Annotated in this window: 11 protein-coding genes; 5 read left to right on the top strand and 6 right to left on the bottom strand. The window is 45.8% G+C overall.

The annotated features are described in order from the left end of the window. The first annotated feature begins 33 nt into the window (after positions 1 to 33). Both ACE4RR_RS04295 and ACE4RR_RS04290 read left to right on the top strand, forming a co-directional pair. The gene (locus ACE4RR_RS04295; protein WP_375534162.1) at positions 34 to 549 is read left to right on the top strand and encodes a VanZ family protein; all 516 of its coding nucleotides are present in this window, start codon (positions 34 to 36) and stop codon (positions 547 to 549) included. Between the two features lie 56 nt (positions 550 to 605). Beyond that, positions 606 to 1,172, top strand: a complete 567-nt coding sequence (locus ACE4RR_RS04290; protein WP_375534161.1) for a TetR/AcrR family transcriptional regulator — start codon at positions 606 to 608, stop codon at positions 1,170 to 1,172. 231 nt (positions 1,173 to 1,403) lie between these two features. Here ACE4RR_RS04290 and ACE4RR_RS04285 read toward each other — a convergent pair whose 3' ends face one another. Both ACE4RR_RS04285 and ACE4RR_RS04280 read right to left on the bottom strand, forming a co-directional pair. After that, positions 1,404 to 1,832 carry a single-stranded DNA-binding protein gene (locus tag ACE4RR_RS04285; RefSeq protein WP_375534160.1) on the bottom strand — a complete coding sequence of 143 codons (429 nt, stop codon included), beginning with the start codon at positions 1,830 to 1,832 and terminating at the stop codon, positions 1,404 to 1,406. A gap of 14 nt (positions 1,833 to 1,846) precedes the next feature. Continuing rightward, the gene (locus tag ACE4RR_RS04280; protein WP_375534159.1) at positions 1,847 to 2,434 is read right to left on the bottom strand and encodes a transposase; all 588 of its coding nucleotides are present in this window, start codon (positions 2,432 to 2,434) and stop codon (positions 1,847 to 1,849) included. A gap of 382 nt (positions 2,435 to 2,816) precedes the next feature. Here ACE4RR_RS04280 and ACE4RR_RS04275 point away from each other — a divergent pair, with 382 nt between their 5' ends. The 3 genes from ACE4RR_RS04275 (at position 2,817) to galU (ending at position 8,066) form a co-directional block, all read left to right on the top strand. Next, on the top strand, positions 2,817 to 6,017 hold the full coding sequence (locus tag ACE4RR_RS04275) for an efflux RND transporter permease subunit (protein WP_375534158.1): 3,201 nt from the start codon (positions 2,817 to 2,819) through the stop codon (positions 6,015 to 6,017). Positions 6,018 to 6,160: 143 nt separating this feature from the next. After that, positions 6,161 to 7,162, top strand: a complete 1,002-nt coding sequence (locus ACE4RR_RS04270) for an S-layer homology domain-containing protein (RefSeq protein ID WP_375534157.1) — start codon at positions 6,161 to 6,163, stop codon at positions 7,160 to 7,162. 22 nt (positions 7,163 to 7,184) lie between these two features. Next, positions 7,185 to 8,066, top strand: coding sequence for a UTP--glucose-1-phosphate uridylyltransferase GalU (gene galU / locus ACE4RR_RS04265; protein ID WP_375534156.1), 882 nt, complete (start codon positions 7,185 to 7,187; stop codon positions 8,064 to 8,066). Between the two features lie 246 nt (positions 8,067 to 8,312). Here the strand turns inward: galU and ACE4RR_RS04260 are convergent, their stop codons facing one another. The 4 genes from ACE4RR_RS04260 to secA2 form a co-directional block, all read right to left on the bottom strand. Then, entirely contained in the window at positions 8,313 to 9,083 is a 771-nt protein-coding gene (locus tag ACE4RR_RS04260; RefSeq protein WP_375534155.1) for a polyphosphate polymerase domain-containing protein, read from the bottom strand. A 454-nt stretch (positions 9,084 to 9,537) separates the two neighbouring features. Continuing rightward, positions 9,538 to 9,717, bottom strand: a complete 180-nt coding sequence (locus tag ACE4RR_RS04255) for a hypothetical protein (protein WP_375534154.1) — start codon at positions 9,715 to 9,717, stop codon at positions 9,538 to 9,540. A 76-nt stretch (positions 9,718 to 9,793) separates the two neighbouring features. Further along, a complete protein-coding gene (locus ACE4RR_RS04250) occupies positions 9,794 to 10,708 on the bottom strand; it encodes an accessory Sec system S-layer assembly protein (protein ID WP_375534153.1) in 915 nt (304 codons plus the stop codon). Further along, the gene (gene secA2, locus ACE4RR_RS04245; protein ID WP_375534152.1) at positions 10,708 to 13,077 is read right to left on the bottom strand and encodes an accessory Sec system translocase SecA2; all 2,370 of its coding nucleotides are present in this window, start codon (positions 13,075 to 13,077) and stop codon (positions 10,708 to 10,710) included. Before secA2 ends, ACE4RR_RS04250 begins: the two co-directional genes overlap by 1 nt. Positions 13,078 to 13,172: the final 95 nt, after the last annotated feature.

Raw genomic sequence — 13,172 nt, 5'->3', positions numbered from 1 at the left:
AAAAAACGGTATCTGTCTGGAGCGTTATGTGCCTTGAAGAGATCTAATTTATTTTATTTGCTGCCGCTGGCTGTCTGGATTGTAATGGTTTCTTCAGCATCGACGATGTCTTATGAGCAGCAGGATATGCGTCCGCTGTTGAGCAGACTTCCGCTCAGTGTGATAGAAACTCCATTATCAGGAATATCATTTACCTATGCCTACAGCGAAATTAGTGTGGAAGAGCTTGGGCTTGCTGGCTTTGTGGAGTTTTTTGTTAGAAAAGGCGCACACGTAGTTACTTATTTTGGCATGGCTGTCTGCGCAGTAATTGCTTTAAGACCGCTTCGAATGCAATGGGGAACTAAATTGATATGGACTTTTTTATTTATTGTTATTTTTGCCTCGTTAGATGAAGTGCGTCATTTTTATCATCCAGAGCGAACCGGTCTCTGGCAGGACGTCGTGCTGGACAGCTTCGGAGCTATGCTTGGGCTATTGGTAATGGATTTAATATCTAAAGTTAGAGGAAAAAGGACCGCAGACGCTGGTACCGGACAGCTTCGATAATACATGTGCTATACTAATGAAAAAAGCGGAAGAGGTATATAAAGGAGCCGAAAGGCATGTCCCGACAACGAACGATAGATAAAGTACAGCTGTTCCAGGAAACAGAAAAGCTGATACTTGAAAATGGATATCACTCCTTTCATTTTAAAGCACTGGCAGAGCGGCTGAATGTAGCGCGGAGTACAATTTATAATTATTATTCAAAAAAAGAAGAGCTCGTAACAGACTATATGATGCACGTAATCGATACGTTAATGACACGCTTAAATGAATTGGAAACAGAGATTGAATTCGAATCGAAGCTAATAAAAGTTATTCAGATTTGGGTCGAATATTCAGACATTCATCAGGCTCTGCAGATTCTGCCTGTTTTAGATCATCATGCTTCTCCGCTCGTAGAAGCAAACGTTCAAAAGCTCTTTGGTTTCTTTCAAGAGCTGAATGAAAGAGTGGAGCGCTTGATAAATGAAGGACAGCAGTTAGAGTTACTTCGCAGAGATATACCGGTAACCGGACTAAGCGGTATCATTATGGCGATGGTAAAAGCGCCTAATACAAGATTATCTAAACAAGAATGGGTGTCAGCCATTTATAATGTTTTAATGAACGGAATGGCAAAGTAAGTTTAACATGTTTATAAGTTTTGCATAACGGCTATATATCTACAAAACGACACTTGTGTCATAAATTATGCAGTAAAATGACACGAGTGTCATTATCAAAAAGGTCGCCCACCTCTTCCCTGGCAGGAAGTGATGGGCAAAAGGAGGGGAAATGAGGGAAAGCGGGGCAAATAAACATTAAGTAGGTTGGACTGTTTTAGGGAAGACAGCCGCTGGTGGGAAATCTGACTGCTATACTGCTGGTGTTTCCGATGCAGAAGGTTCTGCAATTTTATCGCTGGAAGCACCATGAGGTTGAACATCAGATTTATTTTTCTCCTGAATAGATGCTGACTGGGAAGGATTCAGCTTTAAAAATCGAATCTGGTCGGCATTGACTTCAATGGCCTGCACACGCTGCTGATCTTTATTTTCATAAAGTCTTGTATTGATTCTTCCATTGATTCCGACAAGGGCTCCTTTATGACAGTACAAGGAGGTATTTTCTGCTTGCTTTCTCCATAGGGTCACTGGTACAAAATCCGCGTCAAAATCTCCATGCTGGTTCCGGAAAGACCGCTGCACTGCAAGGACAAAGTTACAAACGGCAGTACCATCATTGGTATACGTCAATACCGGGTCCTTCGTAAAACGGCCGACTAGTGTTACTTGGTTAAACATAAACAGCCTCCTTATTAGATAGGATGACACGGCAAAGATAAGTCTGAGTCTTTCAGACGCTGAAATAAATAGCTTCGGTACTGGTCATGCCGTGGAGAGGGGAATAGATGCAGTGTGCGGGAAATGCTTAAAAGCGGGTGCTGAGGCTGATCCTCCGGCATGGGAAGAAGGTATGTCCTGGCACTGCACCACCTGTAGTCAGCTGGATCGGCAGTAATTTCGGCCAGTACAGGATTGAGGTGAATATAACGTCCCACTTCAAAAAAGTGTGTTTCATCCTTCATAGGGTCCGAATAAAATCTCCCTTGAAAAACATGGCCGTTTACCTTGTATTTGCTATTAAAATAGATAGCATAATTTGTCTGGAGCCGGTGCATAATCGAGGAAATATCGTCGGTGAAGGTTTCGATTAAAAGATGAATGTGGTTTGACATGAGGCAGTAAGCGTGGAGGTCATAATCGTATACTTCTTTTGATTTGGTAAGCAGATACAAATAATGTCCAAAATCTTTTGTATCCAAGAAAAGATTTGACTGTCGTATACCACGTGCGACAATGTGATACGTAAGTCCTGGATGCCGGATGCGATATTTTCTTGTCAAGGCATATATTACCTCCTGGTGAATCGCAGTATTGCTGGCTTGAGCAGGTAGTAAATCGGATGGAAACCAAGTCATTACGGGGAGAGGAAACAATAGCAGCAGAAGGTGTCAGCAAAAATATGGCCTGGAAACAGAGGGGGCTGCCACGGCCGGCTGGGTTGGTGATAAAACTTTGTGCCCGGTACGGTCCTCCTTTCTAGTAAGAATATCCTAAATATACCAGATGCTAAAACATTTGTCATCAATAAATTTCAAAAAACTCAGTGGTTTTTTTTGTGGAGGGCCAGACCCCACAAAAAATCCCACAATGGTTATTATTTTGTTGTACAAATATTGGGTAAGACTTATCACAGTGTGGTAGAGCTGCAAAGGAGAGAACTTTATGCTGAACTGGCTGATCACAAAAAAGAAGATTACACTGCTGTTTTTCTTTATGCTTGTTATCGTCGGCGTGCTGACATTTTTTCAACTGCCTCAAAAAGAAATTCCGGCTATCGAGCCGCCTGTCGGCCAGGTAAATACGGTTTATCCCGGTGCTGAAGCCGAAGAAGTAGAGGCTTCCATTACCAACCCGCTCGAACAGGAGCTTCAGGATGTCCAGGAAATTACGAATGTTTCCTCTGTATCAAGTCCCGGCTTTTCGTCGTTGACAATTGAGCTTGAAGAGGGACTCTCCAACAGAGATGCCGTCTGGAATGATATTGAACAGCGAATCAATGATGCCTCTTCTCAATTTCCGGATGATATCGAAACTCCGGACATAAATAATGATTTAAGCGAACAGGGGCTTTCAATTTATCAAATTACTCTCGATGAAGAAGCTCTCCTTCCCGAGATGGATCGTCTGCTTGAGAACTGGCGACGGGATTTTACCTCCCTGCCGGAAATTTCCGATATCGCTGTAGAAGGGGCACTGGAGTCAGAGCTTCTTTTCTCTCTTGACCCGGAAGCGATGGAAGATAACAATATTATTTCGTCTCAGGTTATTGGAGCTATTAACGGAGAAACAGCCGCTCTTCCACCTGGAAATTGGGAACGCGGCAATGAAAGGCAGCGCATCATTTTGGAAACGATGAAAGATGCTTCTGATTTTGAAGACCTTTCCGTCGGTACGTCCGAAGATGGAGATACAGTACAACTCGATAATATTGCTGAAATAGAAGATACGTACCAGCCAAGAGAAAAATCTGCAGCCTTCGAAGGAGAACCAGCCTTATCTTTGACATTTTTTCTGGCAGATGGTGCAAGTGTGCCGACAGCGCAGGAAAGGCTTGATCCACTCATGGATCAATTTGAAGAGGAGCTTCCTGCAGGGGCAGAAATTGAACAGCTGTATACCCAGGGAGATCTTGTTTCAGAGCTCTTTACCAACCTTGCGATCGCATTCAGCATTTCATTTATTTCTGTTATTGTCGTTTGTTCGGTGGGGCTGAACTTATCGACTGCTTTTTCGGTAGCGATTGCCATTCCGTCCTCCCTGGCTGTTGGTATGATTGTTCTCCCTTATGCGGGAGTCGGGCTCGATCAGATTTCATTGATTGCCTTTATTATCTCTCTAGGGATTTTAGTGGACGATGCGATCGTCGTAAATGAAAATATTGACCGGCGTCTTCGTCAAGGAGAATCAGCCGCTGTGGCTTCCGTGAGCGGGGTCCGGCAGGTCGCAGCATCTGTGATTACTTCGACATTGACAGTTGTGTTTACGTTTTTGCCTCTGCTCCTGCTTCCAGGGTCGTCCGGCGCCTTTATCCGCCCGCTGCCCACCGTACTTATTTCGACCATCCTGGCATCGACACTGGTTGCTTTGCTGATTATTCCGATTTACAGGGCAGTAATCGAAGGACGTAAACAAAAGCGAAAGGCTGTAGTAAAAGAGAACCACGGCCGTACATTACTAGAAACGGAAGAAGAGCAGCAAGGCGGACTCCCTTATCCACCACGCTCGCAAACCGGAAACAGAAAATCCCCTGGCTTTCTTGGCCGCTGGATAGACAATGCAGCCGACTCTTACAGCCGCAGAGTGCTTGGTTCTGTGGTGAAGCGCCCTCTTATCGTTTCTATTTGTGGATTTGTGATCGGTACTGCAGCTTACGGACTGATACCATTTACACCGCTTGAGTTTTTCCCTGACACAGACCGAGAAGAGGTGTTTGTGGAAGCCTCTCTGCCAGCGGGAACTCTGCTGGAAGAATCCGAAGAAAGAGCGAGAGATATCGAAGAGTGGTTTTATGAGCACGAGGAAGTCCGTTCTGTTTCCACATACACAGGCACGACAGTGCCGCGAATTTTCAGCACCGGAGACGGACCGGCGAATAGTGAAGAAAACGACATTAACTTCTTAATTTATGTAAATCAGAGTGAGATCGCTGCCCGCGAAGCGATGAATGAATGGAACGTCACACTTCCGCAGGCTTTTCCGGAGATTGAAGCAAGGGGCTCGATTGTTGAATCCGGCCCGCCCGTCGGAGCTCCGATAGCGGTAGAGGTCAGCGGAGAAAGTATGGACTCTATCCTGGAGGAAGCTTCAGCCATAGAAGAAATATTTCAAGACGAGCCGGGCATAACTGGAACGGAAATGGATGCCGGGAATGACCTGTCCGCCCTGCGGTTTTCACCGGAACGGGAGGCCATGGAGGAGAACGGAATCAGCGCTGAAGCGGTCAGTCAAGAGCTGCGCCTGCTTGGAGAAGGCGTGCCATTAGGTGATCTGCAGCAGGGAAGTGAACTTCTGGATATGCGATTGACTTATCAAACTGATGGCGTCGTCGAAGCTGACGATCTTGAAGCAGTCAATCTGAGAGGTCAGGGAGGAGGAGTACCATCTTCTGAAGAAGACGGGCCGCCATCAGAATCGTCTACTGAACCAGCCGGCAGCGTCTCTCTCGATAAACTTGTCTCTGAAGAGGAGTCAGCATCGGTCGAGGCGATACCGCATCTAAACGGTGAACGGACAGTAACTATTCGGGCCTATCCGGGAGAGAGCGGCGCTGACGCAGTACTGGCCGAGACAGAAGCAGAGCTTGAAGCCATTGATGCGCAGTATCCGGAAAACACTTTCAGCGTTGGAGGGGAAACGTCAGAGCGTACAGATGTATTTATTAATATCGGCCAGATTTTTATCCTTGTCGTGTTTCTCATTTTAATCGTTATCGCTGTTCAATTTTACTCGATCACTATGCCATTTGTAATTTTAAGTGCGGTCTACCTGGCTGTTGCCGGTGCGGTTCTTGGTTTATTTCTTACCCAGACGGGTCTTGGCTTTATGTCGATGATGGGCGCCGTCAGTCTGGCCGGGATTGTGGTGAGAAACGGGATCATGCTGATTGAGTTCATTGAACAGCGGAGGAGTGCCGGCATGCCTCTGCAGGAAGCAGTCATTTTATCCGGGAAAGACAGGTTCCGCCCAATTATTTTAACAAGCCTGACATCCATAGCCGGAGTGCTGCCGATCGCCCTTGGAAATAACCCTTTATTTCAGCCGCTCGGTATAGCAATCGTATCCGGACTTGTCTTTTCGACGATTCTGACTCTCGTAGTAGTGCCGGCGTTATACACACTGAAAGTGAAGTGGAAGAAAGCTTAACGAAAGATGAAGGAATCAGGACTTCCGGTCTCTGGTTCCTTTTTACACGAATCGGCGTTATTTGCAGAAAAAGGTAGAAAAAGCCACCTTGAAAACGATATAATAAGAAGAATGTGGAGTTAACATGGAGGTGGATAAAGTCAGTGATAAGCAGGTACGGTATAAAATATCACAAGGGTAAAAAGGCAGCAGCGGCGGCTTTGGTATTCGTGTACATAATTTCGCTTTCTCCAGCAGGAGAAGATCATGCAAAAGCAGAAGCACCCGTGTCCTCTGCTGTTTATTCAGATGTTGGAAGTGATCATTGGGCCGCAGAAGAAATTCAATGGGCCCGCGACAACGGCATTATGACTGGGTATGAAGACGGAAGGTTCGGTCCGAGAGATGAAATGAGTGAAGCGCAATTTGCAGTTATGCTTGACCGCGCATTTGATCTCGAAACGGCTGAACGGGAGGATGGACAGTTTTGGGCTCTGCCATCCTATCGGGCGCTTTCCTACAATAACCTGCGCCTGCAGGGGCTGCGGGATAACGTCATCGCGAGCCAGCCCGTGACCCGAGGAGTTGTCAGCCAGACGCTCGCGCATATTCAAGGGCAGGACTCAGAGCTCGAGGAATCGGTAGCGTGGATGTTTGAGCATGAGCTGACTACCGGCCGCCAGGAAGGGGAAACCGAAACGGAACGATTTGATGTCAATGGAAAATTGACACGCGATCAGGCAGCTTCCTTTTTTAAAAGACTTCACGACCAGGGCTTTACAAGCTGGGAAGCGAATGGTTTACTTGACTTAACTCCGGAAGGCTCAAATGAATATACAGAAATAGTGAGAAGCCTGTACAGGGAGGCGGGGGTCACTTTATACGCGCGGGATGATAGAAGCTTTGCTACAGCCAATGAAGAATATTACCATTTATTCCAGGCTTATGAAGGCGAAAGACGGGAATATGTGATCTCGAGGACGAGCGAGAGCAATTTTCAGCTCGCGGCGGACGCAGCAGAAGCACTGGGTATTCCGGCTTCTTCTGAAGAAATTTATCAGGCACTGTCGGACGCCAACGCCACAGGTGAAGAGCAGTCCTTCAATAATATAGACATCATTCCGCGTCCAAGCGATATCTTTATGCTGTGGGACGCTCCGGAATAATGACATACGGGAGGAAGTCAACGTGAAAGTAAGAAAAGCCATTATACCGGCAGCCGGCCTCGGAACGAGGTTTTTACCGGCTACGAAAGCGCAGCCGAAGGAAATGCTGCCAATTGTCGATAAACCAACTATTCAATATATCGTTGAAGAAGCCATTGCTTCCGGCATTGAGGACATTATTATTGTAAGCGGCCGTGGCAAACGGGCGATTGAGGATCATTTTGATAAATCGTATGAGCTGGAAGAAACGCTCGAGAAGAAAAAGAAATGGGATCAGCTTGATGAGGTGCAGAAAATCTCCAACATGGCTAACATCCATTACATCCGCCAGAAAGAGCCAAAGGGTCTCGGTCATGCAATTTCATGCGCAAGTCGTTTTGTAGGAGACGAGCCGTTTGCTGTGCTGCTGGGCGATGATATAGTAAAGTCAGAAACTCCGTGTCTCAAGCAGCTCATTGATGTATTTGACCGCTATCATTCCTCGGTTGTCGGCGTCCAGCAGGTGCCGGATAAAGACGTCTCCAAATACGGAATCGTGGATCCGAAAGGAGAAGCAGTCGAAGACGGGGTGCTGCATCTCGCTGATTTAAAGGAAAAACCGAAGCTTGAAGAGGCCCCTTCCAATTATGCGATTATGGGCCGCTACATTCTTCGTCCTGAAATCTTTGAAATACTTGCTCAGCTTCCACCGGGATCAGGAAATGAAATACAGCTTACCGATGCGATTAAAGAGCTCAATAAAAAGCAGGCGGTGCTCGCTTACCATTTTGGAGGCGTACGCTATGATGTAGGAGACAAATTCGGTTTCGTCAAAGCAACTCTCGATTTTGCCCTTCAGCGTGATGATTTAAAAGAACCATTAGAAGCGTATTTGAAAACGAAGCTCATGGAAAAATCAAAATAAAAAAAGGGGCTGTATCATAAATGATACTCGCCCCTTTTGCATGGTAAAAAAAGCAGGGGACAAGTCCTTCGCTTTCCGTGGGCAGCGCTTCAGCTAACCGGGCGAAACCCGCGCCCGGCGGATCTTCAGCCGCTGCTCTTCCCACTGGAGTCTTCGGACTTGTCCCCTGCTATCTTCTATTTAGGGTACTACTTTTTCTATAAAAAGGGGCTTTTGCTACAGCCTCTTTTATTTTAACAACCTGTATTAAACGATAATAGATTCGTGCAGGCGGCGCCCGGTTTCTGTTTTCAATTCATCTGCGAGATCAAGGCTCGTGCAGAATTTTGATACGCTCCGTCGTGGACATTCAAACTCACTGAGCATCCGTGACAGCCAGAGTGGCACACTTTGAGATACCTTTACCTCCATAACAACAAGAGAAGGGTCAACAAAATGAGTCCCGTCCGGGCCGTCTTCAAGGCGAAGGTTGTCATCCCTGCACATCAGATTATAATCAAAGGTCACACGAAGGTCGCTTTCCTCTAAACCGTGGAAGGCCTGCCGGTCGTAACTTACTACAATTTTCGGCTGCAGTCCGTACAATCCTTTAAACGAATCTACCTCTCTCATTATCTGGTGATTGGAAGGCGTGTATTCTTCAAACGACTGCGTCTGTTTTCCATGTTTCAAATATTGATAGGCGTCGTAAAGCCGGAGCTTCGTGCGCCGTTTATTAACGACATTGTTAAACTTTTGCTTTACTTCAAGGAAGGCCGGGCTTTCTAATGAAGCGTCATCATAGACGCGGAGCCTCAGCTTCTGCCTGAAATTCAGCTTGTTGCGTGTCTCGTAATATATTTTTTTATCATCAGAATCAAAATACAGGCTCACAATATTGTAGTTGCCGAACCTGTCGCCGAATTTATCGTAGCGCATCTTTCCACTATGTACGAGCTGCTGGGCAATCTCTTCATATTTCCAGAAAGGTATTAAATATTTTAATTCGTAACGCTGAAATATCTCTTTTGATATCACTGACGGCCCACCACCTTCTGCATGCATAAAATCTTAATAATTTCTTTACAATATTTACATTATATCATCGAATCATGGCATGGGACATCCACATTTGACAAAAAAGTCATTGCCGCCGGTGTTTATTCAAATTTAAGAAAGTAAAGATTTGGATGATTACATTCCTGCAGGCGGACTTTCCGTGGGGCTTGTCTACAACTATTTCTGTCTCAGCGAAACTTCGCCAGAATGGATTTTCAGACGGCGCTGATTCCGACGTCGCAGCCCTGCGATATTCAATCTAAGTAAAATCACTATATATTGAATATCGCATAGAGGATAATCTCCAGCCGGGTTTTGGAGGCCACTGAAAAACGGAAGGTCTTTGAAAAGTAGAATTTTAATAAAGCGGTCTGTGTGGAATTTAATTTCCATACAGACCGCTTTTCACCTAATTTCAAGTGGTTTGTGCCCTCTATTCCTGCATTCGTTTAACGATTTGTTTCACATTAGCCGTAAAAATCGCCATCGCACCTTGAATGCGCAAGCCTTCGAGAACCGAAGGTGAGGCGATCATGAGTTCGATTTCATTTTCTGTCGCATAGTTGATATTTTCCTTTGCTGAATAAGCTGTATCTCCAATGACTTCCTTCACTTCTAATCCAGCCTCTTGACTTTTCTTCACTAACTCAGGTAATTAGTGGCCTCCGGGTTTTCCCGGCTTTTCTTAGTCACCTGAGATTTTCCAGCTGTATCGGATAGGCTCTCCATGTATTCAAATCAATCTCATCTTCAGTAACAAGCTCCGAAGGAAAAATGAATGTCCAGGGCTTACTCGTATTCGCTTTTACGATAAAGTCCTCAACCGTGAAGCTTCCCTCAGCCACCACCGTCATGGTGGCATCTTCCACAGCGAGAGGGATACGCTCTAAAGAAACATCCTTCTCGCTGCCATTTCTAATGAGCATCGTAACCTGAAGCTGTCCATTGTCTTTTTGCATTGCCTTAAGTCCCATAAAATTAACCTCTCCCTCTTTTGGAGGGGAAAACTCATCGACCATTTTCTCCAGGGACCGTTTATCTTTTTTGGCAAGCGATTCCTCCCAGCTCTCCTGTAAATCTAAAGCATGTCTGCGCGCTGATGACTTCAGGTGAAAAGCAAGCTTCCAATTCTCTCTGGGTACCTCCGCAGTATACAGATCTGCAGGCTGAAACGTAAAGCGCCACGGCCGGCTGCTTTTACCGGGGATGTCGCCGGCAGCAGACAAATACACTGTTTTGCGGCCGAGCAGCTTATCCGAGCTGTCGAGAAGAACCAGGGTTGTTTCACGAAGGCGGATAGTTTTATTAAGGCTGCTGCGGATAAAGGCTGTAATTTCATACTCCCCTATGTCTATTTCCTCACACCGGATACCGTACAATGAAATTTGATTCGGGCGCAGGGGAGGACATTCCGTGTTCAAAAATTGAAACGTATACTGATCTTCCCTGGTAATGGCCCAATCAGTATGAATGGAAAGCTCCGTTTCAATTTCTTCTTCTGAATATTCGTCCGCGTCCGGCTCGTCTAAAAGCTCAGAGGAGGTGACGACAGCTTCGTCTCCTTCCATTTTCGCAGGTTCTTTTTTTCGAAAAAAAGAAAGCATTACTTTTTCACCTCATTTGAAGCCAAAAGCGGGCGGATTAGTTTTGACAAATGTACAGAAGCATCCTGTTCGATCATGTCATACATACGAGTAAATAACTCGAAGCTTTCTCTCGTAAAAATTCTCATAGGGTCTTCCTGGCCGTAAGTTCTCAGGCCGATTCCTTCTTTTAACCTCGTCATTTCCTCGAGGTGACTGAGCCAGTGCCGGTCGAGTGTAGTCAGCAGAACTTTTCGGGCCTGTGTCTGGACTCCGCTTTTTTTCCGGAGCGGTTCAATGACAGCCAAATATGCATCTGTCTGCTTTTTCACTTCCGCAAGCACATCCCGGCGGTCTTCGGCTTTTTCAGGAACTGCTGCAGGGCAGGTCAACAATATATCATTTATTTTCGATTCAAGCTCTGCTCTGTTCCATTCCTCGGGAAGGTATTCATCTCCGCAATAATATTCGACCAGCTTCAAGGTACTTGATTTCACCATATCCATCCATTGTGCGAGCGGATTTTCTTCATCTAACACTTGACTGCGCAGCGTATAAATGACTCCGCGTTGTTCATTCGCAATATCATCCAGCTTTAACGTATATTCGCGGAGTGAGGATCCGGCATGCTCACACATCTGTTGGGCACGGTCCACAACGACTTTCGCCTGCTCTTCCTGAATAATGCCGTTTTCATCGGTTGTTATTTTTTCCTGCAGTTCTTCAATGTCCTCCTGGGCGAAGCGGAGCAGCACTTCATCCTCTAACGATAAGTACATCTGTGTTTCGCCGGGGTCGCCCTGCCGTCCGGAGCGTCCTTTCAGCTGGTTGTCTATGCGGCGGTTTTCATGTCGCTCAGTGCCGAGCACGAACAAACCACCGAGTTCAGCCACACCTTCGCCAAGCATTATATCCGTTCCTCGTCCGGCCATGTTGGTGGCAATGGTGATCTGTCCCTTTTGCCCGGCAAGAGAAATCAGCTGTACTTCTTTTTCTACACTTTTCGCGTTCAAAAGCTCATAAGGCACCTGGATCCCATCAAGGTAGCCTGCCATGGTTTCTGACTGGATGATGGAAGTCGTACCAATTAAAACAGGCTGTTTATTCTGGTAGCGCTGGACTACTTCCTTTGCGGCAGCCCGGTATTTTTCTTCAGCTGTTGCAAAAATCAGATCACTGTGGTCTTTTCGAAGCCGTTTTTTATTCGGCGGGATTTGAATAACTTCCATATTATACAGATTTTGAAATTCTTTTTCCTCCGTTTTCGCTGTGCCGGTCATCCCGCATAAGGCAGGATACATCCGAAAATAATTCTGAATTGTAATATGTGCCTGCGTTTTATTTTCTTCAGTAATAGTAAGGGATTCTTTTGCCTCAAGTGCCTGGTGAAGACCATCACTGAACGTTCTGCCCTCCATAATACGTCCGGTGAACATATCGACAATCTTAATTTCTCCCTCCTTAACGATGTACTCAACATCCCGCTGAAACATGACGCGTGCGCGGAGGGCCTGCAGAACAAAATGGTAAAGCGTGTGATGCTCGAGATCATACAAATTATCTATGCCAAAGGCGCGCTCTGTTTTTGTAATACCACCATCTGTTAAACTGACAGACTTTGAAATTGGATCATACAAGTAATCTCTATCCTGCTTAAAGCTGCGTGCCATTCTCGCACAAATTTCATAGAGACTAGGATTTACCTCGGTTTTACCGGCGATTACGAGTGGAGTTTTCGCCTCATCAATCAGGACACTGTCAATTTCGTCAATAATGGCAAAATGGCACGGGCGCTGCACCTTGTCCAACGAAGAGTACACCATATTGTCACGCAGGTAATCAAATCCGAATTCATTTCCGACGCCATATGTAATATCAGCCGCATACGCTTTTTTCTTTTCTGAGGAAGCAAGCTTCGGGACGTTCAAGCCGACCGTGAGTCCTAAAAATTCATGCACCTGCCCGATTAATTCACGGTCCCGTTTCGCCAAATATTCATTGACAGTAATAACATGTACGCCTTTTTCTTCGAGGGCGCGCAGGTAGCTGGGAAGAGATGCAACGAGCGTTTTCCCTTCTCCAGTTGCCATTTCCGCAATGTCCCCGTCATCCATCGTGAGCCCTCCGAGTAGCTGGACATCAAAATGCCGCATGCCGATAACTCGCCTGGAGGCTTCTCGAACGACTGCAAATGCTTCTTCACGTATTTTAGAAAGAGTTGTTCCGTTACGGAGTTGATTTTTGAACTCGGTGGTTCTTCCGGCGAGTTCTTTATCTGTAAGCATAGAAAGTTCTGGCTCAAAGCTGTTTATTCGTTCAATAGCTTTATTATATTTTTTTAAACGGCGCTGCTGTTCGTCGCCGATTATCTTTTTCAAGGAACCAATCATGGGAAAATCTCTCTCCTTATCCTTTAGCTGGGGCGAAAATGTACCTATTAAGTATAGCATCATTCCAATACTCATTTCGATAGTATTTCTAAAGT

Source organism: Alteribacillus sp. HJP-4 (assembly GCF_042139015.1).
GTDB lineage: Bacteria > Bacillota > Bacilli > Bacillales > Marinococcaceae > JBHIKY01.
The sequence above is the reverse complement of the archived record's forward strand: the minus strand, read 5'-3'. Positions and strand labels throughout refer to the sequence as shown.

Excerpts from the sequence above, each read along its gene's own strand:
- ACE4RR_RS04285 (WP_375534160.1), bottom strand. The coding sequence starts at position 1,832 with ATGTTTAACCAAGTAACACTAGTCGGCCGTTTTACGAAGGACCCGGTA.
- ACE4RR_RS04290 (WP_375534161.1), top strand. The coding sequence starts at position 606 with ATGTCCCGACAACGAACGATAGATAAAGTACAGCTGTTCCAGGAAACA.
- ACE4RR_RS04250 (WP_375534153.1), bottom strand. The coding sequence starts at position 10,708 with ATGCTTTCTTTTTTTCGAAAAAAAGAACCTGCGAAAATGGAAGGAGAC.
- secA2 (WP_375534152.1), bottom strand. The coding sequence starts at position 13,077 with ATGATTGGTTCCTTGAAAAAGATAATCGGCGACGAACAGCAGCGCCGT.
- ACE4RR_RS04275 (WP_375534158.1), top strand. The coding sequence starts at position 2,817 with ATGCTGAACTGGCTGATCACAAAAAAGAAGATTACACTGCTGTTTTTC.